This window comes from Streptomyces sp. NPDC020362 (genome assembly GCF_040642095.1).
Taxonomy (GTDB): Bacteria; Actinomycetota; Actinomycetes; order Streptomycetales; family Streptomycetaceae; genus Streptomyces.
In genome coordinates this window covers 24593-47038 of record NZ_JBFAET010000059.1, presented here as the reverse complement: position 1 = coordinate 47038, position 22446 = coordinate 24593, and the positions used below count along the sequence as shown (strand labels likewise).

Here is a 22446-nt window from a genome sequence, read left to right as displayed (position 1 = left end):
TAGAGCGCCTGCATGGCATGCAGGAGGTCAGGAGTTCAATTCTCCTTAGCTCCACAGGAATCGAGGGCGGACCATCCGAACGGATGGTCCGCCCTCGACGTGTTCCGGGGTGTGCGATGCCGGGATGCCGTGCGACGGCGGGTCACCCCCGTCCGGGTGACCCGCCGTGGTGTGCTCAGCGTCCCAGGGCGCGGCGGCCGCGGCCCTGGGAAAGGACGGGAAGGTTGCGCGCCGGCGCCTGTCCGCGCGTGTCCTCCTCGATGCGCAGCGCCAGTGCCGGGCAGCGGCGCACCGCGCGCAGCGCCTTCGCCTCCGCGTAGCGCGGCACCTGCGCCTGCGCCACGGTCGGGAAGCCGTCCGCGCCGAGTTCGAAGACCTCCGGGAGGATGTCCGCGCACAGGCCGTGGCCCCGGCACAGCGTCCAGTCGACGTAGATCTTCTGGCGGCTGGAGCCGGTCTCCTCGGGCTCTCCGCCGCCCGGGATGCCCGCAGGGGCCCTGCCCCCCTCGAAGAGCGGCAGAACGCCCTCCACGGGCCGTCCGCAGCCGTTTCCGAGGACATGGGCGGCCAGGTCGTCGGTGAACGCCTTGATGGTCGACTCCAGGAACATCGCGGAGCCGTCCGGGTGCGAACAGGCCCCGCGCCGCTTCACGTTCTTCGCGACCTGCTTCAGCGCCTCCAGGGCGGCCGGTCCGCCGCCGTTCAGGATGTCCTCCATGCCGCGCGCCGCGGCGGGCAGTCCGAGGTAGCAGGGGCCGCACTGACCGGCGCTCTCCTCGGCCAGCCACTGGGCCACCCGGAGCGACTCGCCCAGCGGGCACGTCTCCTGAGTGATCGGCAGGATCGCGCCAGCGCCCAGCGCACCGCCCACCGCGTCCAGGGAGTTGCGGGAGACGATCGCCTCGTTCACGGTCGCCGCGTCGATCCACTTGCCGTGGTAGCCGCCGGTCAGCACACCCTGCGGCACCGGCGGGGCGCCGGCCAGCTGCAGGACGTAGCGCAGCGGCACGCCCGTGGGCACCTCGAGCACCATCGGGCGGGCGACCGCTCCGGAGACCGTGAGCATGACGGTGCCCGGCTCGTCGTACAGGCCGGTGTTGCCGTAGCGCTCGGGGCCGATGCGGGCGGCGATGGCCAGCTGCGCGAACGTCTCCGCGTTCGACAGCAGCGTGGGCGCACCGCCGACACCGGACTGCGAGGCACTGATCTTGCGGCCGGGCGGGATCGCAGGGCCGCCGTCGACCGAGCGGATCAGCGACGCGGCGGCGCCGGTGACCATGCGCACGGGGTTGCGCTGCACCCATGCACGCAGCGCCGACCTGCGGCTGTTGCTCAGGCCCCGCTCGGCGAGCGCGGCCTCCATGGAGCGCTGGGTGGACTCCCGGGTGACCCCGATGACGAGCGTGCGGGCGCCGAGGGCCTCGGCGCACAGCAGGGCGCCGTCCAGGATGAGGTGCGGGGCGCGGTTGATGAGCACCGTGTCCTTGCGGCAGGCCGGTTCGTCCTCGCTGCCGTTGACGACGACGACCGGCCGTACCCCGCGCTTGATCGCGGATTCGGCGACTGAGCGCAGCTTCTTGTGGAAGGGGAAGCCGGCGCCGCCGCGGCCCTTGAGGTTGATGGCTTCGGCCAGCTGGGCGAGCTGTTCGCCGCCCAGCGGATCGAGCGGCCCGTGCACCTTCAGATGCATCGGCAGATCGAGCCGCTCCACAAGGTCGAAACCCGACGTGAGCTGGGGAAGTCCGACCACGCGGACTTCAGGAACGTCGGGCAGGGCCTCGTTCACCTATAGCCTCCGGAAGGCATGTTCCAAGGTTCGCCCGAACCCGGCGCGTCGAACGAGGCGCCGGGGGATGGTTCGGTGGCGGGACCGCTGTTGAACGTGTCACCCGAGTTGTACGACCCATAGAGGGGGTTCGTCTCACCGGTGTCGTACATGTCACTTCCGGAGTACCCGCCGGTGCCCGGATTGCCGTAGGCGGGGATGTTGTATCCGGTGTCCTGGAGCGGGTCGTACGCCGACGGCGGGGCCTCGCCGACCGGCGGCGGGGACGGGATCGGCCAGCTGCCCGAGGTGCTGGAGGGGTCGTCCATGCGCGGCATGGCCGCGGTCGCCTGCAGATCGAGCGGCAGGTCCATGCGTGTGGTCTGGCCGGGCGGGAACGGCTGCTGGGGGCGGCCCGGCGTGGACACAGCCCGGTAGGCCGCCGCGAAGCCGCTCGCGGGTTCGGCGGCCGCGGGGGCGTCGTACGAGGCTGCCGCGGGGGACCTCGCCGGGTCCGGGAACGACGGCTCGGCGGAGCGCCGGCCCTCGAAGCCCGGCAGTGCGGACGAGGTCTCCCCCCGCCGGGCCCGGCTCGCGTCCAGGTCCTCGAGGCCCTGCCGCTCCTCGGTCCCGATGATCGCGACGATCCGGTCGGCGACCTTGCGCTTGAACGGGCGCGGAGCGGCCCGCAGCGCGAGCGCCGCCATGATTCCGAGCAGGCACAACTCGTAGGACACCATGAAGAACGTCTTTGCCGGGCGCCCCGCGAACAGGCCGTGGACCAGCGCCGCGCACAGGGCCGGGTAGGCCAGCATGTGCATGGCGCGCCAGCGCGCTGCCACCGGCGCCGGGGAGGCGAACTGGTTGCGCAGCGCGCCGGTGACACCCACGAAGATCATGAGCAGGCCGGCCAGCGAGCCGAGGCCGATCAGTCCCGCGCTGCCCTCGACGCCGAGGCCGAAGGGGATCAGCGCGGCGATCAGGACGGTGTGGCCCAGCGCCACCTTGATCGTGACGTGCACCAGGAGGAACGCGATCGAGGCGACGGCGAGCACCCGGTGGATGGCCTGGGCGACGATCCGCTGACGGGTGTTGAGGATGAGCCGGTCCTGGGTGACCAGACCCCAGATCACGGAGCTGGTGAGGCTGACGAGCGACAGGACGCCCGCACCGAAGTTCAGGAAGTCCTGCAGCCAGCCGCCTCCGTACACCACCACCACGGGTATGAGCAGCAGGACGACAGCGGTCACCACTCCGTAGGCCGACCGGCCCGGCTTGGGGAGCGAGCTGTTACTACGACGAGGGTTCATGGGGGCAACTCCGAGCAGTTTCGGGAAAGCGGTCCCGCTGCCGAACTCTAAGTGGAGCCATACCGATCAGTACGAGGTTTGAGTTATTGCGTTGTTATCAAAGGACAATCTGACTGAGTCCATGTCCCTTAGTGGCTGTTACGCGAAGTAATCCTTGACCTTCGTTCAGTTCTGGTCGGGTTCGTGGCATGTCCACAAGGCATACGCAAGCGCGTCCCGGCTTGCTCAAGGCCCGCGGAAGCGCGTCGCGGCTTGCGCGAGGCCTGCGGTACCCTAACGCCATGCGTGCCGTACGCCTTCTGCTTAGCGGGCCGCGCTGATCAGTACCGACCACCGGTTCCGGCCAGGTGGTCGGCATCGGCGCGGCGTCCCCTCCTGTGCGAGGGGCTTTTTCATTTCCGCAGGCAGAGACGATCGATGGAGCTTTGAGGATCATGAGCGAGACGAACCCCGCTGCCAGCGCCGAGGTGGCCGCGCCGCACCGCTACACGGCCGCCATGGCAGCCGAGATCGAGGCACGCTGGCAGGACTTCTGGGATGCCGACGGCACCTACGCGGCGCCGAACCCGAAGGGTGACCTGGCCGGAGACCCCGAGCTGGTCGCGAAGCCCAAGAAGTTCATCATGGACATGTTCCCCTACCCCTCGGGTGCAGGCCTGCACGTCGGTCACCCGCTGGGTTACATCGCCACCGACGTCTACGCCCGGTTCCAGCGCATGACCGGCCACAACGTCCTGCACACCCTGGGCTTCGACGCCTTCGGCCTGCCCGCCGAGCAGTACGCGGTGCAGACCGGCACGCACCCGCGGGTCTCCACCGAGGCCAACATCGAGAACATGAAGTCCCAGCTGCGCCGGCTGGGCCTGGGCCACGACAAGCGCCGGTCGTTCGCCACGATCGACCCGGACTACTACAAGTGGACCCAGTGGATCTTCCTGCAGATCTTCAATTCCTGGTACGACGGCGAGGCCAAGAAGGCCCGCCCGATCTCCGAGCTGATCGCCCAGTTCGAGTCCGGTGAGCGGGCGGTTCCGGGCTCCACGCGCGCGTGGAGCGAGCTGAGCGGCGCCGAGCGCGCCGAGGTCCTGGGCGAGTACCGCCTGGCCTACGCCTCCGACGCGCCGGTCAACTGGTGCCCCGGCCTGGGCACCGTGCTGGCCAACGAGGAGGTCACCGCCGACGGCCGCTCCGAGCGTGGCAACTACCCGGTCTTCAAGGCCAAGCTGCGCCAGTGGAACATGCGCATCACCGCCTACGCCGACCGGCTGCTGGACGACCTGGAGGCGCTGGACTGGCCCGAGGCCATCAAGCTGCAGCAGCGCAACTGGATCGGCCGCTCCGAGGGTGCCCGCGTCGACTTCCCGATCGACGGCGAGCGCATCAGGGTCTTCACCACGCGCCCGGACACGCTGTTCGGCGCGACCTACATGGTGCTGGCTCCCGAGCACCCGCTGGTCGAGAAGTTCACCCCGGCCGCCTGGCCGGAGGGCACCCACGAGGTGTGGACCGGCGGTCACGCGAGCCCGGCCGAGGCCGTCGCCGCCTACCGCGCGCAGGCCGCCTCCAAGTCGGACGTGGAGCGCCAGGCCGAGGCCAAGGACAAGACCGGCGTCTTCATCGGCGCGTACGCCACCAACCCGGTCAACGGTGAGAAGGTCCCGGTCTTCATCGCCGACTACGTCCTGATGGGCTACGGCACCGGCGCGATCATGGCCGTCCCGGCGGGCGACCAGCGCGACTTCGAGTTCGCGCGCGCCTTCGAACTGCCGATCCACTGCATCGTCGAGCCGACCGACGGCCGGGGCACCGACACGTCCACCTGGGAGGACGCCTTCGCGTCGTACGACGCGAAGATCATCAACTCCTCCAACGACGGCATCTCCCTGGACGGCCTGGGCGTCGCCGAGGCCAAGGCCCGCATCACCGACTGGCTGCAGGACAAGGGCATCGGCGAGGGCACCGTCAACTTCCGCCTGCGTGACTGGCTGTTCAGCCGCCAGCGCTACTGGGGCGAGCCCTTCCCCATCGTCTACGACGAGGACGGCGTCGCCCACGCGCTGCCCGAGTCGATGCTGCCGCTGGAGCTGCCGGAGGTCGAGGACTACAGCCCCCGCACCTTCGACCCGGACGACGCGAACACCCAGCCCGAGACCCCCCTGTCGCGCAACGAGGAGTGGGTCAACGTCACCCTGGACCTGGGCGACGGGCCGAAGAAGTACCGCCGCGAGACCAACACCATGCCCAACTGGGCCGGGTCCTGCTGGTACGAGCTGCGCTACCTGGACCCGCACAACAGCGAGAAGCTGGTCGACCCCGAGATCGAGCAGTACTGGATGGGCCCGCGCGAGGGCCAGCCGCACGGCGGCGTCGACCTGTACGTCGGCGGCGCCGAGCACGCCGTGCTGCACCTGCTGTACGCGCGCTTCTGGTCCAAGGTCCTGTACGACCTGGGGCACGTCTCCTCCGCGGAGCCGTTCCACAAGCTGTTCAACCAGGGCATGATCCAGGCCTACGTCTACCGCGACAGCCGTGGCATCGCGGTGCCGGCCGCCGAGGTGGAGGAGCGCGACGGCGCCTACTACCACCAGGGCGAGAAGGTCACCCGTCTGCTGGGCAAGATGGGCAAGTCCCTGAAGAACGCGGTCACCCCGGACGAGATCGCCGCCGAGTACGGTGCCGACACGCTGCGCCTGTACGAGATGGCGATGGGCCCGCTGGACGTCTCCCGGCCCTGGGACACGCGCGCGGTGGTCGGCCAGTTCCGGCTGCTGCAGCGGCTGTGGCGCAACATCGTCGACGAGAACACCGGCGAGGTCACCGCCACGGACGTCGAGCCCGACGAGGAGACGCTGCGTGCCCTGCACAAGGCGATCGACGGAGTGGGCCAGGACCTGGAGGGCCTGCGCTTCAACACCGCCATCGCCAAGGTCACCGAGCTGAACAACCACCTGACCAAGGCCGGCGGCCGGGTGTCGCGCCCGGTCGCCGAGGCGCTGGTGCTGATGGCCGCCCCGCTGGCCCCGCACATCGCCGAGGAGCTGTGGCGCAAGCTGGGCCACACCGACTCGGTCGTCCACCGGGACTTCCCGGTCGCGGACCCGCAGTACGTGGTGGACGAGACCGTGACCTGCGTCGTGCAGATCAAGGGCAAGGTCAAGGCCCGGCTGGAGGTGCCGCCGACCATCTCCGAGGAGGAGCTGGAGAAGGTGGCGCTGTCCGACGAGAAGGTCGTCGCGGCGCTGGACGGCGCGGGCATCCGCAAGGTGATCGTGCGGGCCCCGAAGCTGGTGAACATCGTTCCCGCGTGACGATTCCCGCGTGACGATGGCCGCGCCGCCCTCGCGGGCCCTGGCCTTTCCCGCGTAGCGGTTCCCTGCGGCCGGTCTGCGGGCGGTCTCCGGGTGACACGGGATGCCGGGTGTGCCCGGCGTCGGGGTAGTCCCCTACGGGCAGGTTCGGGGTTTTTCTGGAACTCCGGGCCTGCCCGCCGCGTTTACTGTGGAGAGCGCGGCGGGCAGAGCCGCGCGGCCCGAGGAGGAGCGTCATGGCAACTGTGATCACCGTGTTCGCCCTGCTCTTCCTGATCTTCGTCGGCCTCGGCGCGTACGCCACGGTCAAGGCGATCGGCGCCGCCAAGCGCGGAGTGGACCGTACGATCGCGCAGGCCCGCCGCACCGTCGAGGACCACACCCTGCGCGCCAAGTCCTTCGCCCAGCCCGGCCCGGCCGGCGAGATCGCCCAGCTGCGCCTGACCCTGCGCACCTCGATGCGCGCCACCCAGGACGCGCTGCATGCGGGCACGGCCGAGGACGAGTCGCTGAAGGAATCCCTCAGCCTCTTCCAGCGGCTCAGTGCACACGGGCACGAACTGGACGCCGAGCTCAAGCGCCTGGAGTCCGATCCGGACCGGGCCGCGCTCGCCGCGCGGCTGCCCGAGCTGCGCGACCGCACCGAGCGCATCACCAAGTCCGCGGACTCGCTGCGCTGGGCGGCCCGTGACCGGGCCCGCCGCTTCGCCGACGACGACCTGGACATGCTCAGCGCCCAGATCGACGTCGAGGCGGGAGCCCTGCGGCACTGGACACAGGCCGAACCCCGGCCGGAGCCCAAGCCGTGGCCCGACGCCCCGACCGCCGCCGACGACCCGGCGGCGCAGCAGCAGACCCGGCCGCCGGCCCCGGGTTCCCGACCGGCCGAGGAGCCGGCAACACCTGCGATCACCCCGCCGACGCGGAGCCGGCCCTACCCCTGGCACAAGAGGCCGCGTCCCGAGAGCACCACATGACCGGGCCGCTCCCGGTCCGGACAACAGGGGCCGGGCTGCCGCACGGGCACTACGCCAGGTAACCTCCAGCTCATGTCCCGCCATGTCGCGATCGTCACCGATTCAACGGCCTACCTGCCGCCGCGGACGATGGAGCGCCACGGCATCACAGCGGTGCCCCTGACCGTGGTCCTCGGCGACCAGGCGCTCGAAGAGGGTACCGAGATCTCGACCCGTTCCCTGGCCCAGGCGCTGCAGAGGCGGCGGCCGGTCACCACCTCGCGCCCCAGCCCGCAGGTGTTCGCGGAGACCTACCGCAGGGTCGCCGAGTCCGGAGCGAGCGGCATCGTCTCCCTGCACCTGTCCGCAGAGCTGTCCGGCACCTACGACGCCGCGGCCCTCGCGGCTCGCGAGGCGCCGGTTCCGGTGCGGGTGGTGGACACCGGGATGGTCGCGATGGCCCTGGGCTTCTGCGCGCTCGCCGCGGCCGAAGCTGCCGAGGCCGGCGGGACGGTGGACGAAGCCGTCACGGCCGCCGAGAAGCGGGCCGCGGGCACGACCGCCCATTTCTACGTCGACACGCTCGACTATCTGCGCCGTGGCGGCCGTATCGGTGCCGCACAGGCCCTGCTCGGCTCAGCGCTGGCCGTCAAACCGCTGCTGCAGCTGGAAGGCGGCCGTATCGAGCTCCTCGAGAAGGTCCGTACGGCGTCCAAGGCGATCGCCCGCCTGGAGGAGATCGCCGTGGACCGGGCGGGCGGGGCCGAGGTCGACATCGCCGTGCACCACCTTGCCGCCCCCGACAGGGCCTCCGCCCTCGCCGACCGGCTGCGGGCGCGCGTGCCCGGACTGGCCGACCTGTATGTGAGCGAGGTCGGCGCGGTGATCGGGGCACACACCGGGCCCGGGCTTCTGGGAGCGGTCGTCTCGCCGCGCTGAGACCCGGGTCCTCGGTCCGCCGTCACTCGTGCGGGTGGTGGGGATTTCCACAACTGGGCGGTAATCCCCGGGAATTGATCAAGATCATCGTGAAACGGTGTGATCCCCGATCCTCGTCGTATGGCACTTCGATCACGTTCGCGCACGGCCATCCCGACCAGCGGGCCGGGCTGCGGCCCCGCCTCCGACGGCCGCGCCCGTCGGCGACCCGGCAACCGCGCCCGCCACCGGCCGCCCGCCCCGGCGGAGGAACTGCGCCGCCGCGCGGAACTCCTCTTCGGGGAACAGGCCGTGCAATGGCGCGAGTCGGGCAACGCCCCGCCGGACGGGCGCACTCCCGCATCCACGGCGACTGTGACGGGGCGGGCGCCCGGGTTGCGTACGGCAACGACGGCAACGGCGGCGCCTTGGCCGAGCACCGCAAGCACGCCACCCCGACCGGGCGGGACACACGCCCTGTCCACCGAGCCCGGCCCGGCGGTCATGGCCCCTCGGACCCAACCGGCGGAGCCGACAGGCCATTCGCGGCCGGCGGAGTCTCCCGCACCGGGCCTGCGGGAGCGGGCCGGGCTCGCTCTGCGGGAGCGGTTGCCGGTCTGGCTGCAGACGCGGTGCGCAATGGAGCGGCGGGGAGTGATCGCGCTCGCCGTAGTGCTCGTCGCAGCCGCCGTCTTCGCCGTCCACCACTTCTGGAGCGGCCGGACGCAGACCGTGAGCGCTCCTCAAGTGGTGCGCGCGCAGGCGCCGTACGCCAAGAAGGGCGATGACGCGAAGTCGCGCGGTCCAGCGAGCGCAGGGGCGACCGCGGCCGGCGAGATCGTCGTGGACGTCAGCGGCAAGGTCCGCAAGCCGGGGCTCCGGCGGTTGCCGGCCGGTTCACGCGTGGCCGACGCGCTGCGCGCGGCGGGCGGTGTCCGGCCGGGTGCGAGCACCGATGGCCTCAACCGGGCCCGCTTCCTGGTGGACGGAGAGCAGGTCGTCGTCGGAGAGCCGCCGGGTGCGGCGGTCGCCGCACCCGGGCCCGGTGCCGGGGCGGGTGCCGCCCCGGCGGGCGCGGGACCCGCGGCCCCGGTCTCTCTCAACACGGCGACCGCGGACCAGCTGAACACCCTGCCCGGAGTCGGACCCGTGCTGGCCCAGCACATCATCGACTACCGCACCCGGCATGGCGGCTTCCGCTCGGTGGACGAACTGCGCCAGGTCAACGGCATCGGTGACCGCCGCTTCTCCGACCTGCGCGCTCTGGTGCGCCCATGAGCGGCGCAGCGGGCGTCGAGCCGCCGGGACGCGTGGGAGCCGATGCGGACAGGAGCATCCCCTCCGGCAAGAGGCCACCGGCTCCGGCCGATCTGCGGCTCGTGCCGCCCGCGCTCGCAGCCTGGGGGACGGCGGCGCTGGCCGTGGACGCCACTCCGGGCTGGAGTGCCGGCATCACGGTCGTCTGCCTGCTCGCCGGAGTCGCGGTGCTCTCGGCATGGTGGCCGCGGCGGTCGAGGGACCGGCCCGGCCTGCTCCGTGCCCCGATCGCCGCCGTGCTGCTCTGTGCCGCCGCGGCAGCCGGCTCGGCGGGGCTGCACGGGGCGGACGTACGGCGCGGGCCCGTGCCCGAGCTGGCCCGGCGGTTCGCCACGGTGACCGTCGAGGTCGAGCTGACGGGGGACCCCTGGCTGAGCAGGCCCCGAGTGCTCGGGGACCATGCGGCGCCGATCGCGGTGCTGGCCCGGGCGGAGGTGCGGCGCGTGGAGGAGGGCGACGGGGCGGGCGTACGCACGCGGACTCCGGTGCTGGTGGTCGTCGACGCCGATGTTCCGGCGCCACGGGCGCCGCCCGGCGGATCCGAGGGCCGGAGCGAGAGGTGGGCCACGGGTCCGGCGGACGCGCCCGCCGCCCGGGGCGCGCGCGGCGCACGTCCGGCCTGGCTCGGGCTGCTGCCGTCCACGCGGCTGCGGGTGCACGCCCGGCTGGCACCCGCCCTCACCGGCGGCGACCGCACCGCGGCCGTGCTGCGTGTGCGGCGCGAGACGGTGCCGGAGATCGTCGCGGGGCCGAGCGGCCCGCAGCGACTGGCGGGCCGCCTCAGGGCCGGGCTGAGGGAGGCGACCGACGGGCTGCCGGGGGACGCCCGGGCATTGCTTCCCGGGCTGGTCGTCGGCGACACCTCGCGGATCACACCCGAACTGGACGAGGCCTTCAAGGAGACGGACCTGGCACACACGCTCGCCGTCTCCGGCAGCAACCTCACGATCCTGCTCGCCCTGCTCATCGGGCCGCCCGGCCTGGCCCAGCGCATCGAGCGCCGCGGACTCGCCCCGCGCCTCGGACTCTCGCTGCGGGCGACCGCGCTGGCCGCGGGAGCGCTCACGCTCGGCTTCGTGATCGTGTGCCGGCCCGACCCCAGCGTGCTACGGGCAGCGGCCTGCGGCACGGTCGCGCTGCTCGCCCTGGCAACAGGGCGCCGCAGATCCCTGATCCCGGCGCTCGCCACGGCCGTCCTCCTGCTGGTCCTGTACGACCCGTGGCTGGCGCGCAGTTACGGCTTTCTGCTCTCCGTGCTGGCGACCGGAGCACTGCTCGTGCTGGCGCCCGGCTGGAGCGAGGCGCTGCGGCGGCGCCGGGTGCCGCCCAGGTTGGCCGAGGCGCTGGCCGCGGCCGCCGCCGCGCAGGCCGTGTGCGCGCCGGTCGTGGTGGTGCTGTCGGCCCGGGTGAGCCTGGTGGCGGTGCCCTGCAATCTGCTCGCCGAGGCGGCGGTCGCCCCGGCGACGGTGCTGGGGTTCGCGGCGCTGGCGACCGCGCCGGTGGCGATGCCCGTGGCCAAGCTCTTCGCCTGGGGGGCGAGTTGGCCCGCCGGTTGGATCGCCCGGGTCGCCCGGACCGGAGCGGCGCTGCCCGGCGGCGGCGTGGACTGGCCGGGGAGCTGGGCCGGGGCGCTGTTGCTCGCGGTGGTCACCGTGGCCGTGGTCCTGGCCGGACGCCGGCTGCTGCGCCACCCCTGGTGGTCCGGTGTCGTCGGCGTGCTGCTCGTGCTGGCGGTGGTGCGGCCGGTGCCGCTGACCCGGGTCATCACGGGGTGGCCGCCGCCGGGCTGGCGGTTCGCGATGTGCGACGTGGGACAGGGTGACGCGACGGTGCTGGCCGCCGGCGAGGGGACGGGGGTGGTCGTGGACGCGGGACCCGATCCCGCGCTGGTGGACCACTGCCTGCGGGAGCTGGGCATCACCCGCATCCCGCTGGTCGTCCTGACCCATTTCCACGCCGACCACGTCGCGGGCCTGCCCGGTGTCCTGCGGGGCCGGTCGGTGGCCGCGATCGAGACCACGGACTTCGAAGAGCCGGCGGACCAGGCCGAGTTCGTAAGAAAGGAGGCAGCCGAACGGCACATCCCGCTCACGCGGGCCGCGGCCGGGGAGGAACGGCGCACCGGAGCGCTCGCCTGGCAGGTGCTGTGGCCGCGTGCGGCCCCGCCACCCGGCGAGGGTCTCGGCGAGGGTCCCGCACCGGTGCCGGATGGCCCGAACGACGCCAGCGTCACCCTGCTCGTACGGTCCGGCGGACTGCGGCTGCTGTTGCTGGGGGACCTCGAACCCCCGGCCCAGCAGGAGCTGTTGCGGTCACCGGTGGCAGCCGAGCTGGCCCGGGTGGACGTCCTGAAGGTGGCCCATCACGGCTCGGCCTATCAGGATCCGGACCTGATACGGCTGGCAGCTCCCCGGGTGGCGCTCATCTCCTGCGGCGTCGACAACCCCTATGGCCACCCGGCACCGGCGACCGTGGCCGCGCTACGGGCCGGCGGCGCGATGGTGCTGCGCACGGACCGGGACGGCGCGCTCGCCGTGGGCGGGACCGGAGGAGCGGGAGGGGAGGTGCGGGTGGCCCGGGACTAGCGATGCGGGTGGCCCGGGACCACCGGACCGGCCCCGGACCGGGGGAACGGCGGACCGGCCCCGGACGGGGGGAACGGCGGACCGGCCCCGGACGGGGGACCAGCGGACCGGACTCGGACGGAGGGACCAGCAGGCCGGAGCCGGACGGAGGGTAACGGCTGACCCGACCCGGAAGAGGAGGAGAGCGGATCTGCGCGGACGAAGAGGAGTTCGGATCGGGCCGGACGAAGAGGAGGCCGGATCGGGCCGGGACAAGGATGCGACCGTCCCGCAGCCCAGGTGGGCAGCCGGGCACAGACTGGGGGCATGAACTCAGCACAGATCGACGCCTATCTCCGTCGGCTCGGAGTAGCGCGCCCCCAGCAGCCCACCACCGAGGCGCTGCGCGAGCTGCACATGCGCCATCTGCGGACCATCCCCTTCGAGAACCTGTCGATCCACCTCGGCGAGGAGATCGTGCTGGAGGAGAAGCGGCTGCTGGACAAGTTGGTCGAGGCGCGGCGAGGCGGTTTCTGCTACGAACTCAACGGAGCGTTCGGGGCGTTGCTCGCTGCCCTCGGCTACCAGGTCGAGTTCCTCGCGGGGCGGGTGTACGGGGACGAAGGGCGGCTCGGGATCCCGTACGACCATCTCGCGCTGCATGTGCGGACGGCCGACGGCGGTGACTGGCTCGCGGATGTCGGGTTCGGGGCGCACAGCCACTATCCGCTGGCGTTCGCGGAACGCGGGGAGCAGTCGGATCCCGGTGGGACGTTCCGGGTGGCGGAGGCCGGACCGGACGCTGCCGGGGTGCGGGGTGGCGGGGACGGCCCGGATGCTGCCGGGGTGCGCGGTGGTGGGGAGGGCGCGGCCGGTTCTGTGGACCTGGATGTCCTGCGGAACGGCACGCCGCAGTACCGGCTGGAGCGGCGGCCCAGGGTGCTCGGGGACTTCGTGTCCGGGGTCTGGTGGCAGAGCACCTCGCCACAATCGCACTTCACTCAGTCCCTGGTGTGTTCACGGGTGACCGAGGACGGAGGGCGGATCACCCTCAGCGGGCGGAAGCTGATCACGACGGCCGCTGACGGGAGGAAGGAGGCGCGGGAACTGGGCACCGACGAGGAGGTGCTGGCTGTGTACCGGGAGCGGTTCGGGATCGGCCTCGGCTCTGTGCCGACCGTCCGGATCCGGAACCGCAGCGACAGAGCCGAGTGCGACAGAGCCCAATAGGACAGCACCGGATAGGTCATGACCATATAAGGCAGAACCGGATAGGGCGGGACGGGAGAAGGCGGGACTGGATAAGGCAGGACGGGATATCTAGGGACCAGATAGGACTGGACCGGATAGGGCAAGGCTGAATACGGCGGGGCTGAATACGGCAGGGCCGAACAAGGGTGGTGTCCAGGAGCTGACCTGGCGTCCGGGCTTCGGCGGGGTGCCGGAGAATGAGCCCGTGAGCGATGTGAGACATGTGCTGGTGCTACCCGATCGCGATGCCGCCGAGGAGGCGGCCGAGGCGCTCGGGGAGCGCTTCGGCCTCGCGGAGGAGCCCCAGCTCGTCCGGGACGCACTGGCCGGTGAGGACGACGCCGAGGACGCCCAGTGGCTGGTCGTCCTGCATGACGAGGACGAACGTCTGGACCCTGCCGAGCTGGACGGGTTCGCGCGGGAGTGGGACGGCTGGCGCGAGGAGCCGTGATTCCGAGGCGGACTCCGGTTGCGGTCGGGGACCCGGTCGGGGACCCGGTCGGGGACTGGTCGGGGTCCGCGGCCGGTTCGTTGTCAGTGCCGCGTGGGATGCTGTAGGCGATGGCCAGGAAGACTGTGAATGACGACCCTCTCGCCCCGGTGACGCTCGCCGTGGGCCAGGAGGACCTCCTGCTCGACCGTGCCGTGCAGGAGGTGGTGGCTGCCGCCAAGGCCGCCGATGCCGACACGGACGTACGGGACCTGACCCCGGACCAGCTGCAGCCCGGCACGCTCGCCGAGCTGACCAGCCCCTCGCTCTTCGCCGAGCGCAAGGTCGTGGTCGTGCGCAATGCGCAGGACCTGTCCGCGGACACGATCAAGGACGTGAAGGCCTACCTGGGGTCCCCTGCCGAGGAGATCACCCTCGTGCTGCTGCACGCGGGCGGAGCCAAGGGCAAGGGCCTGCTGGACGCCGCGCGCAAGGCGGGCGCGCGCGAGGTGGCCTGCCCGAAGATGACCAAGCCGGCGGACCGGCTGGCGTTCGTGAGAGGGGAGTTCCGCTCCTTCGGCCGGTCGGCCACGCCCGAGGCCTGCCAGGTCCTGGTCGATGCGATCGGCAGCGACCTGCGGGAGCTGGCATCGGCGGTGGCGCAGCTCGTCGCCGACGTCGAGGGGACGATCGACGAGGCCGTCGTGGGGCGGTACTACACCGGTCGGGCGGAGGCCTCCAGCTTCACGGTCGCCGACCGGGCCGTGGAGGGGCGTACGGCGGAGGCGCTGGAGGCGCTCAGATGGTCGCTGGCGACCGGAGTCGCGCCGGTGTTGATCACCAGCGCGCTCGCGCAGGGCGTGCGGGCGATCGGCAAGCTGTCGTCGGCGCGCGGTGGTCGGCCCGCCGATCTCGCGCGGGAGCTGGGGATGCCGCCCTGGAAGATCGACCGGGTGCGCCAGCAGATGCGGGGCTGGACGCCCGACGGGGTCGCGGTGGCGCTCAGAGCCGTCGCCGAGGCCGACGCGGGGGTCAAGGGCGGCGGTGACGACCCCGAGTACGCCCTGGAGAAGGCGGTCGTGACGATCGCCCGGGCCGCCCGGTCCCGCGGCCGCGGTTAGCCAGCACCTGTCCGGCGGAGCACGCCGGAATCGCAGGGCCTCGCCCACCCGTCCGCGGCAGTGATCCAGTTGCACGGCCTAGCCCCCTCGCCCGCCGGTGATCCAGTCGCAAGGCCTCGCCCACCCGCCCGCCCGCGGCAGTGATCCAGTCGTAGGGCCTCGCCCACCCGTCCGCGGTGTTGATCCAGTCGCCGGGCAGGGGCCTGCGAGGAGAATCGTACGTATCAGCGGGACATCTCCTCAGCGGGACATCTCCCGGCCGTGCATCTCCTCAGCCGTATGTCGCCGAGGCACGGGAAGGTGGCGATCGCGATGGCTGAACATCCGCACGTGATGTTGGTCCGCAAGAGTTACGACGCCTTGTTCCACGCCGACCTGGACGCCCTGCGCGAGCTGATGACGGCGGACGTCACCCACCATGTGCCCGGCAGCCACCCGGTGTCCGGTGACTTCAAGGGCCAGGACGCCGTGATCGGCATGTACCGCAGGCTCTTCCAGGAGAGCAGCGGCAGCCTGCGCGCCGACCTGCGCAGCGTGTTCGTCGACGGCCGGGGCCACGCCGTCGCCCTGCACCACGTCACCGCGGAGCGCGAGGGCAGGCGCTATCACGAGGACGGATGCCTCGTCTTCCGGATCGTCGGGGACAAGATCACCGACATCGACGCGTGCGTACCCGACATCGACCTGGACAACGCGTTCTGGTCGTGACGCACGGGCTCGTGGGCGGGCATGCCGAAGGCCCCGCCGCCCGCCCTGGGGAAGGGAGGGTGCCGGGGCCTTCGGACCAAGCTGTCGAGCCCGTTCCCGCGTGGCGAACGCAGGCCGCGAACAGGCTCTTGGGTGCCGGACGGGAGCGGATGAGAGAGGGCCCGCTCTGGGTCCTTCCGGCGATCAGATCAGAAGGAGGTTCAGCCCTTGAGGGACGCGACCTTGGAAGCAAGCGCCGACTTCTTGTTGGCGGCCTGGTTCTTGTGGATGACGCCCTTGGAGACGGCCTTGTCGAGCGCACGAGCTGCAGCGCGCTGCAGCTCGGCGGCCTTCTCGACGTCACCCGCGACAACGGCCTCGCGGGCCTTGCGGATCGCGGTCTTCAGGGAGGACTTGACGGCCTTGTTGCGCAGCCGAGCCTTCTCGTTGGTCTTGATCCGCTTGATCTGGGACTTGATGTTCGCCACGAAGGAGCCTTTTCAGGTTCTGGTGCGGGGCCGCTCGGGTCCCGTACCGGTGATCCAAGAATTTTCTGTCGCGCCTCGCGCTGAGAGGGCATGAGGCACAGCCATCTACAGTACCAGTGGCCCTACGGGCGGCCCAAAACGGTCCCCGGTCCCTCCGCGTGGGACCATGGAGACTACGTATCGATCCGACCCGAGGCATAAGGCGCCTCAAGAGACAGGACCCTGCGTGCCCGCGACCCCTAACCATGTGCCCGAGCCGAGCCGTACCGCCCCGGCTCTGATCCGCAATTTCTGCATCATCGCGCACATCGACCACGGCAAGTCCACGCTCGCCGACCGGATGCTCCAGCTGACCGGTGTGGTCGAGCAGCGGCAGATGCGTGCTCAGTACCTCGACCGGATGGACATCGAGCGCGAGCGCGGCATCACGATCAAGTCCCAGGCGGTGCGTCTGCCCTGGGCCCCGACCGAGGGCCCGGACCAGGGCAGGACGCACATCCTCAACATGATCGACACCCCGGGGCACGTCGACTTCACCTATGAGGTCTCGCGGTCGCTGGCCGCCTGTGAGGGGACCGTCCTCCTCGTCGACGCTGCCCAGGGCATCGAGGCGCAGACCCTCGCCAACCTCTACCTGGCGATGGAGAACGACCTCACGATCATCCCCGTGCTGAACAAGATCGACCTGCCGGCCGCGCAGCCGGAGAAGTTCGCCGAGGAGCTGGCGAACCTGGTCGGCTGCGACCCGTCGGACGTGCTGAAGGTCTCCGCCAAGACGGGACTCGGCGTCGACGCGCTGCTGGACAAGGTCGTCAAGGAGATCCCGGCCCCGGTCGGGGTCGCCGACGCGCCTGCCCGCGCGATGATCTTCGACTCGGTCTACGACTCCTACCGCGGTGTCGTGACGTACGTCCGTGTCATCGACGGCCAGCTCAACAAGCGCGAGCGCATCAGGATGATGTCGACCGGCGCGACGCACGAACTGCTGGAGATCGGCGTCAGCTCGCCCGAGATGCTCCCGGCGGACGGACTCGGCGTCGGCGAGGTGGGTTACCTCATCACCGGCGTGAAGGACGTGCGTCAGTCCAAGGTCGGTGACACCGTCACCAGCCAGGCCAAGGGTGCCACCGAGGCGCTCGGCGGCTACAAGGACCCGAAGCCCATGGTCTTCTCGGGTCTGTATCCGCTCGACGGCTCCGACTACCCGGAGCTGCGCGAGGCCCTCGACAAGCTGCAGCTCAACGACGCCGCGCTGGTCTACGAGCCGGAGACCTCCGCCGCCCTCGGCTTCGGCTTCCGCGTCGGCTTCCTCGGCCTGCTGCACCTGGACGTGATCCGCGAGCGGCTGGAGCGCGAGTTCGGCCTCGACCTGATCGCCACCGCCCCCAACGTGGTCTACCGCGTGGTCATGGAGGACGGCACCGAGCACACGGTCACCAATCCGAGCGAGTTTCCCGAGGGCAAGATCGACGAGGTGTTCGAGCCGGTCGTGCGGGCCACGATCCTCGCGCCCACCGAGTTCATCGGCTCGATCATGGAGCTGTGCCAGACCCGGCGCGGCACCCTGCTCGGCATGGACTACCTCTCCGAGGACCGGGTCGAGATCCGCTACACGCTGCCGCTCGCGGAGATCGTCTTCGACTTCTTCGACCAGCTGAAGTCCAAGACCCGCGGCTACGCGTCCCTCGACTACGAGCCCACCGGCGAGCAGACCTCCAGCCTGGTCAAGGTCGACATCCTGCTGCACGGCGACAAGGTGGACGCCTTCTCGGCGATCACCCACAAGGACCAGGCGTACGCGTACGGCGTGCGGCTCGTCGCCAAGCTCAAGGAGCTCATCCCGCGGCAGGCCTTCGAGGTGCCGGTCCAGGCCGCCATCGGCTCCCGGGTCATCGCCCGCGAGACCATCCGCGCCATCCGCAAGGACGTCCTCGCCAAGTGCTACGGCGGTGACATCTCCCGTAAGCGGAAGCTGCTGGAGAAGCAGAAGGAAGGCAAGAAGCGGATGAAGATGGTGGGTTCCGTGGAGGTTCCGCAGGAGGCCTTCATCGCGGTCCTGTCCAGCGATGACAGCGCGGGGTCGGCCAAGAGCAAGAAGTAACCGCGGGTAACTGCGGTCTGCGTCCGCAAACCGGGTGCAACGGGGGCTCGTCGTGCGAAAGCGCGGCGGGCCCCTACGCGTGCGTAGCGTCGCTCAGCGTGGAAAGTGACAGGCCGAAGCCCCTTACGCAGCGGCCGGTCGCGGCTTAGTCTGATGCCTGCTCGATAGTTACTCGCGAGTTAAACAACAAACGCGAACCCCCACCGTGAGTCAACCCAGCCGCACCTGAGCCAGCCGCACCGTCGCGGGCCCCGGAGGATGTCGTGACCGACACACAGACCCTGATCGAGAACCGTCCGCCGTCCGTGGCGGCCCTCTTCCTGGAGCGCGTGGCGGCCACACCGGACGCCGAGGCCTACCGCTACCCCGTCCCGTCGGCCTCCGGGCAGGGCCCGGACGACTGGAAGTCGCTGAGCTGGGGCCAGGCGGCACAGCGGGTCTACGCGATCGCGGCCGGGCTCATCGAACTGGGAGTGCAGCCGGAGCAGCGGGTGGCGCTCGCCTCCTCGACCCGCGTCGAGTGGATCCTCGCCGACCTCGGCATCATGTGTGCGGGCGGCGCCACCACGACCGTCTACCCGCAGACCAACGCCGACGAGTCGGCGTTCATCCTCTCCGACTCCGAGAGCCGGGTGCTGATCGCCGAGGACGCCGCCCAGCTCGCCAAGGCGGTGGAGAAGCGCGGTGAGCTGCCCGCGCTGACCAAGGTCGTGGTGATCGACCCGGCCGGCGTCGAGACGGACGACTGGGTCATCACCCTCACCGAGCTGGAGCAGCGCGGCGCCGCCTACCTGGACGAGAACCCCGAGCTGATCAAGGAGCGGGTCGGCGCGATCACCAAGGACCAGCTCGCCACCCTCATCTACACCTCCGGCACCACCGGCCGCCCCAAGGGCGTGCGCCTGCCGCACGACAACTGGGCGTACATGGCGAAGGCCATCGCCGCGACCGGCCTGGTCAGCGGCGAGGACGTGCAGTACCTGTGGCTGCCGCTCGCCCACGTCTTCGGCAAGGTGCTCACCTCCGGCCAGATCGAGGTCGGCCACGTCACCGCCGTCGACGGCCGCGTCGACAAGATCATCGACAACCTTCCGGTGGTGCAGCCGACGTACATGGCGGCCGTGCCGCGCATCTTCGAGAAGGTCTACAACGGCGTCGCCGCCAAGGCCCGCGAGGGCGGCGGGGCCAAGTACAAGATCTTCCAGTGGGCCTCCGAGGTCTCCCGCGAGTACGCCAAGACCACCCAGGACAACTTCCGCCGCACCGGCACCGCCTCCGTGCCCTTCGGCCTGGCCGCCAAGCACAAGGCCGCCGACGCGCTCGTCTACTCCAAGCTGCGGGCGGCCTTCGGCGGCCGGCTGCGCGCCTGCGTCTCGGGCGCCTCCGCCCTCTCCCCCGAGATCGGCTACTTCTTCTCCGGTGCCGGCATCCACATCCTGGAGGGCTACGGCCTCACCGAGACCTCGGCGGCCTCCTTCGTCAACCCCGGCGAGGCCTACCGCACCGGCACGGTCGGCAAGCCGCTGCCCGGCTGCGAGGTGCGCATCGCCGAGGACGGCGAGATCCTGCTGCGCGGCCCCGGCATCATGGAGGGCTACCACCAGCAGCCCGAGAAGACCGCCGAGGTGCTGGAGTCCGACGGCTGGTTCCACACCGGCGACATCGGCGAGCTGACGCCCGACGGCTACCTGCGCATCACCGACCGCAAGAAGGACCTCATCAAGACCTCCGGCGGCAAGTACGTCGCCCCCGCGGAGGTCGAGGGTCAGTTCAAGGCGGTGTGCCCCTACGTCTCCAACATCCTGGTGCACGGCGCCGACCGGAACTACTGCACCGCCCTCATCGCCCTGGACGAGATCGCGATCCTCCAGTGGGCGAAGGAGAACGGCCTGGAGGGCAAGTCGTACGCCGAGGTCGCCGCCGCGCCGCAGACGGTGGAGCTGGTCGACGGCTACGTGAAGGAGCTCAACGCCGGGCTCCAGCGCTGGCAGACGATCAAGAAGTTCCGGCTGCTGCCGCGGGACCTGGACGTGGAGCACGGCGAGATCACGCCGAGCCTGAAGCTGAAGCGGCCGGTCGTCGAGCGGGAGTACAAGCAGCTGATCGACGAGATGTACGCGGGGACGCGGGAGGCGTAGCGCGGGGGACTGCGGGCCGGTTGTCGGCTGCGGCTGCGGCTGCCGCTGCGGTTGCGCCCTGGCGGGGCGCGGCCACGCGGCGGAGCCGCATGTCGACACGGCCCGCGCCCCCGGGGGACTGCGCTCAGCCCCGCTCAAAAGCATCCGTCTTCTGATGCTCTCTTAGCACAGTTTTCGCACACCGCTGTCCACTTCGGTAACTCTGCGCTTATCCCTGGGGCCGGTCTGTCACCCTGGCCGCATGGACATGGCGGCCATACCGACGCAGCGGGAGAACGAAGCCCGGGCCAGTGCGGCCCAGGGGCGTACCACCCTGCCCGGAAGCCCCCTCGCGCCCGGCTCCGCCCGAGTCCTGGTGCGCGCCGCGTTGTCCGAGGTCCCCGGGGTCTGCGCACGCCTGGTCGACGACGCCATGGCCGTCGTCAGCGAACTCGTCACCAACGCCGTCGTCCACGCCGGTACGGACGTGGAGATCGACTGGCGCGTGGAGGACACCGGCGAGTTCCTCATCGAGGTCCACGACCGGCACCCCTCCCGCCCCCCACGCGACTGCGCCCGCGCCCAAGGCCCGTACGAGGTCTTGGAGCAGGGGCGCGGCCTGCGCCTGGTCGCCACCCTCGCCGAGTCCTGGGGCGTCACCTACCGCACGGGCACGAAGACCGTGTGGGCGCGGCTGCCGCCGGGCGGCCGCGACGAGCCGCGGGGTCCCCTCCCGGTGCCCGCGCTGGAGGCCGCCGAGGCCCTCGCCCCGCAGCCGCTGCGCCCCGGAGCCGACCGGGACTGGCTCGGCCGGGGCGCGCTGTCCTTCCTCGCCGAGGCCTCCGACCTGCTCGCCGGACAGCTGGACGAGAACCTGGTCGCCGCCCTCACCGGGCAGCTGATCGTGCCCCGGCTGGCCGACTGGTGCGCGGTGTGGCTGGAGGACGAGGCGAGCGTGCGCGGCGGCGACGACGGAGCGCCCGCACGCGTGTGGCACGCCAGCGAGAACCGCATCGAGGAACTGACCCGCGCCCTGGAGAAGGATCCGCCGTGCCCGCGCGAGGGACTGCGGTCGGGGCCGGAGCCCTACCCCTGGCCCGGCGATGCGCTCGGCCCGCAGGGCGCCGACGGCACCGCACTCGCCTACCGGCTCATCGCCGGCGGCCGTCCCCTGGGCACGCTGGTCATCGGGCGCTGCGGGCTGCTCCGGTTCCCCGACGAGGTCACCGGACTCGTCGAGGACCTCAGCCGCCGGGTGGCGCTCGCCATCGGTGCGGCCCGCCAGTACGCCCGGCAGGCCACCATCAGCGCCGTCCTGCAGCGCGGCCTGCTGCCCGGCGCGGTCGCCGAGATCCCCGGGGTGAGCAGCGCACTCGTCTACGAGCCCTGCGACAAGGGCGGACCGAGCGGCGACTTCTACGACCTCTTCCCGGCGGGCGACGGCCGCTGGTGCTTCGCGATCGGCGACGTCCAGGGCAAGGGCCCCGAGGCCGCGGTCGTGATCGGGCTCGCCCGGCCCTGGCTGCGCCTGCTCGCCCGCGAGGGCTACCGGGTCGCCGACGTCCTGGACCGCCTCAACCAGCTCCTCCTGGACGACGCCACCGAGGCCGCCGACGCGGCCGCCCGCGCCCTGGTCGCCGCCGGCGGCCGGCCCGTGGCGCCCGGAGACAGCCCGCAGACCCGCTTCCTGTCCCTCCTCTACGGCGAGCTGACCCCGCACGACGAGGGCGTCCGCTGCACCCTCGCCTCGGCCGGGCACCCGCTGCCGCTGGTCCTCGGCCCCGACGGCGAGGTGCGTACCGTCGCCCGGCCGCAGACCCTGCTCGGGGTGGTCGAGGACGAGACGTACACCAGTGAGACCTTCGACCTGCGGCCCGGCGACAGCCTGCTGTGCGTCACCGACGGGGTGACCGAGCGGCGCTCCGGCCCGCACCAGTTCGACGACGGCGACGGGCTCGCGCGGGCCCTGTCCGGCTGTGCGGGCCTGAATGCCGAGCTGATCGCGGAAAGGATCCGGCGCATGGTGCACGAGTTCGGCGGCGGCCAGCCCGAGGACGACCTGGCCCTCCTCGTGCTCCAGGCGGAGTGAGTGCCGTCGTACGGGACAATGGAG

General features: G+C 71.6%; 15 protein-coding genes. 12 read left to right on the top strand and 3 right to left on the bottom strand.

Going from position 1 to position 22446, the window contains the following annotated elements; all coding sequences use genetic code 11:
- Nucleotides 1-175 precede the first annotated feature (175 nt).
- Both AB0H32_RS22175 and AB0H32_RS22170 read right to left on the bottom strand, forming a co-directional pair.
- A complete protein-coding gene (locus tag AB0H32_RS22175) occupies nucleotides 176-1786 on the bottom strand; it encodes an NADH-ubiquinone oxidoreductase-F iron-sulfur binding region domain-containing protein (RefSeq protein ID WP_361123215.1) in 1611 nt (536 codons plus the stop codon).
- Nucleotides 1783-3075 carry a cytochrome b/b6 domain-containing protein gene (locus tag AB0H32_RS22170; RefSeq protein WP_361123212.1) on the bottom strand — a complete coding sequence of 431 codons (1293 nt, stop codon included), beginning with the start codon at nucleotides 3073-3075 and terminating at the stop codon, nucleotides 1783-1785. Before AB0H32_RS22170 ends, AB0H32_RS22175 begins: the two co-directional genes overlap by 4 nt.
- A gap of 434 nt (nucleotides 3076-3509) precedes the next feature.
- Here AB0H32_RS22170 and leuS point away from each other — a divergent pair, with 434 nt between their 5' ends.
- The 9 genes from leuS to AB0H32_RS22125 all read left to right on the top strand — a co-directional run bounded on the left by leuS (nucleotide 3510) and on the right by AB0H32_RS22125 (nucleotide 15648).
- Nucleotides 3510-6383 carry a leucine--tRNA ligase gene (gene leuS, locus AB0H32_RS22165; RefSeq protein WP_361123209.1) on the top strand — a complete coding sequence of 958 codons (2874 nt, stop codon included), beginning with the start codon at nucleotides 3510-3512 and terminating at the stop codon, nucleotides 6381-6383.
- Between the two features lie 236 nt (nucleotides 6384-6619).
- Nucleotides 6620-7360, top strand: coding sequence for a hypothetical protein (locus AB0H32_RS22160; protein ID WP_361123206.1), 741 nt, complete (start codon nucleotides 6620-6622; stop codon nucleotides 7358-7360).
- 72 nt (nucleotides 7361-7432) lie between these two features.
- The gene (locus tag AB0H32_RS22155; RefSeq protein ID WP_361123203.1) at nucleotides 7433-8278 is read left to right on the top strand and encodes a DegV family protein; all 846 of its coding nucleotides are present in this window, start codon (nucleotides 7433-7435) and stop codon (nucleotides 8276-8278) included.
- A 120-nt stretch (nucleotides 8279-8398) separates the two neighbouring features.
- Nucleotides 8399-9535 (top strand): helix-hairpin-helix domain-containing protein, encoded by a 1137-nt coding sequence (locus tag AB0H32_RS22150; protein ID WP_361123200.1) that lies wholly within the window; start codon nucleotides 8399-8401, stop codon nucleotides 9533-9535.
- Nucleotides 9532-12159: a ComEC/Rec2 family competence protein gene (locus AB0H32_RS22145; protein WP_361123198.1), complete on the top strand. Its 2628-nt coding sequence runs from the start codon at nucleotides 9532-9534 to the stop codon at nucleotides 12157-12159. Before AB0H32_RS22150 ends, AB0H32_RS22145 begins: the two co-directional genes overlap by 4 nt.
- Nucleotides 12160-12465: 306 nt before the next feature.
- Entirely contained in the window at nucleotides 12466-13368 is a 903-nt protein-coding gene (locus AB0H32_RS22140; RefSeq protein ID WP_361123196.1) for an arylamine N-acetyltransferase, read from the top strand.
- A gap of 226 nt (nucleotides 13369-13594) precedes the next feature.
- Complete coding sequence (locus AB0H32_RS22135; protein ID WP_361123193.1) at nucleotides 13595-13840, top strand: hypothetical protein; 246 nt, start codon at nucleotides 13595-13597, stop codon at nucleotides 13838-13840.
- 110 nt (nucleotides 13841-13950) lie between these two features.
- Entirely contained in the window at nucleotides 13951-14940 is a 990-nt protein-coding gene (gene holA / locus AB0H32_RS22130; RefSeq protein ID WP_361123190.1) for a DNA polymerase III subunit delta, read from the top strand.
- Nucleotides 14941-15252: 312 nt separating this feature from the next.
- Nucleotides 15253-15648: a nuclear transport factor 2 family protein gene (locus AB0H32_RS22125; RefSeq protein ID WP_361123187.1), complete on the top strand. Its 396-nt coding sequence runs from the start codon at nucleotides 15253-15255 to the stop codon at nucleotides 15646-15648.
- A 200-nt stretch (nucleotides 15649-15848) separates the two neighbouring features.
- Here AB0H32_RS22125 and rpsT read toward each other — a convergent pair whose 3' ends face one another.
- Nucleotides 15849-16115, bottom strand: a complete 267-nt coding sequence (gene rpsT, locus AB0H32_RS22120) for a 30S ribosomal protein S20 (RefSeq protein WP_361123184.1) — start codon at nucleotides 16113-16115, stop codon at nucleotides 15849-15851.
- A gap of 226 nt (nucleotides 16116-16341) precedes the next feature.
- Between rpsT and lepA the strand changes: the two genes are divergently transcribed.
- From lepA to AB0H32_RS22105, 3 genes are all read left to right on the top strand, one after another.
- Nucleotides 16342-18216: a translation elongation factor 4 gene (gene lepA, locus AB0H32_RS22115; protein ID WP_361123181.1), complete on the top strand. Its 1875-nt coding sequence runs from the start codon at nucleotides 16342-16344 to the stop codon at nucleotides 18214-18216.
- Nucleotides 18217-18479: 263 nt separating this feature from the next.
- Nucleotides 18480-20354: an AMP-dependent synthetase/ligase gene (locus tag AB0H32_RS22110; protein ID WP_361123178.1), complete on the top strand. Its 1875-nt coding sequence runs from the start codon at nucleotides 18480-18482 to the stop codon at nucleotides 20352-20354.
- A gap of 247 nt (nucleotides 20355-20601) precedes the next feature.
- Nucleotides 20602-22422 (top strand): SpoIIE family protein phosphatase, encoded by a 1821-nt coding sequence (locus AB0H32_RS22105; RefSeq protein ID WP_361123224.1) that lies wholly within the window; start codon nucleotides 20602-20604, stop codon nucleotides 22420-22422.
- Nucleotides 22423-22446 lie beyond the last annotated feature (24 nt).

Bases quoted from the DNA above. Each gene is read 5' to 3' on its own strand.
- AB0H32_RS22170 (WP_361123212.1), bottom strand. From the start codon at position 3,075: ATGAACCCTCGTCGTAGTAACAGCTCGCTCCCCAAGCCGGGCCGGTCG.
- leuS (WP_361123209.1), top strand. From the start codon at position 3,510: ATGAGCGAGACGAACCCCGCTGCCAGCGCCGAGGTGGCCGCGCCGCAC.
- AB0H32_RS22160 (WP_361123206.1), top strand. From the start codon at position 6,620: ATGGCAACTGTGATCACCGTGTTCGCCCTGCTCTTCCTGATCTTCGTC.
- AB0H32_RS22155 (WP_361123203.1), top strand. From the start codon at position 7,433: ATGTCCCGCCATGTCGCGATCGTCACCGATTCAACGGCCTACCTGCCG.
- AB0H32_RS22150 (WP_361123200.1), top strand. From the start codon at position 8,399: ATGGCACTTCGATCACGTTCGCGCACGGCCATCCCGACCAGCGGGCCG.
- AB0H32_RS22145 (WP_361123198.1), top strand. From the start codon at position 9,532: ATGAGCGGCGCAGCGGGCGTCGAGCCGCCGGGACGCGTGGGAGCCGAT.
- AB0H32_RS22140 (WP_361123196.1), top strand. From the start codon at position 12,466: ATGAACTCAGCACAGATCGACGCCTATCTCCGTCGGCTCGGAGTAGCG.
- holA (WP_361123190.1), top strand. From the start codon at position 13,951: ATGGCCAGGAAGACTGTGAATGACGACCCTCTCGCCCCGGTGACGCTC.
- AB0H32_RS22125 (WP_361123187.1), top strand. From the start codon at position 15,253: ATGGCTGAACATCCGCACGTGATGTTGGTCCGCAAGAGTTACGACGCC.
- AB0H32_RS22105 (WP_361123224.1), top strand. From the start codon at position 20,602: ATGGCGGCCATACCGACGCAGCGGGAGAACGAAGCCCGGGCCAGTGCG.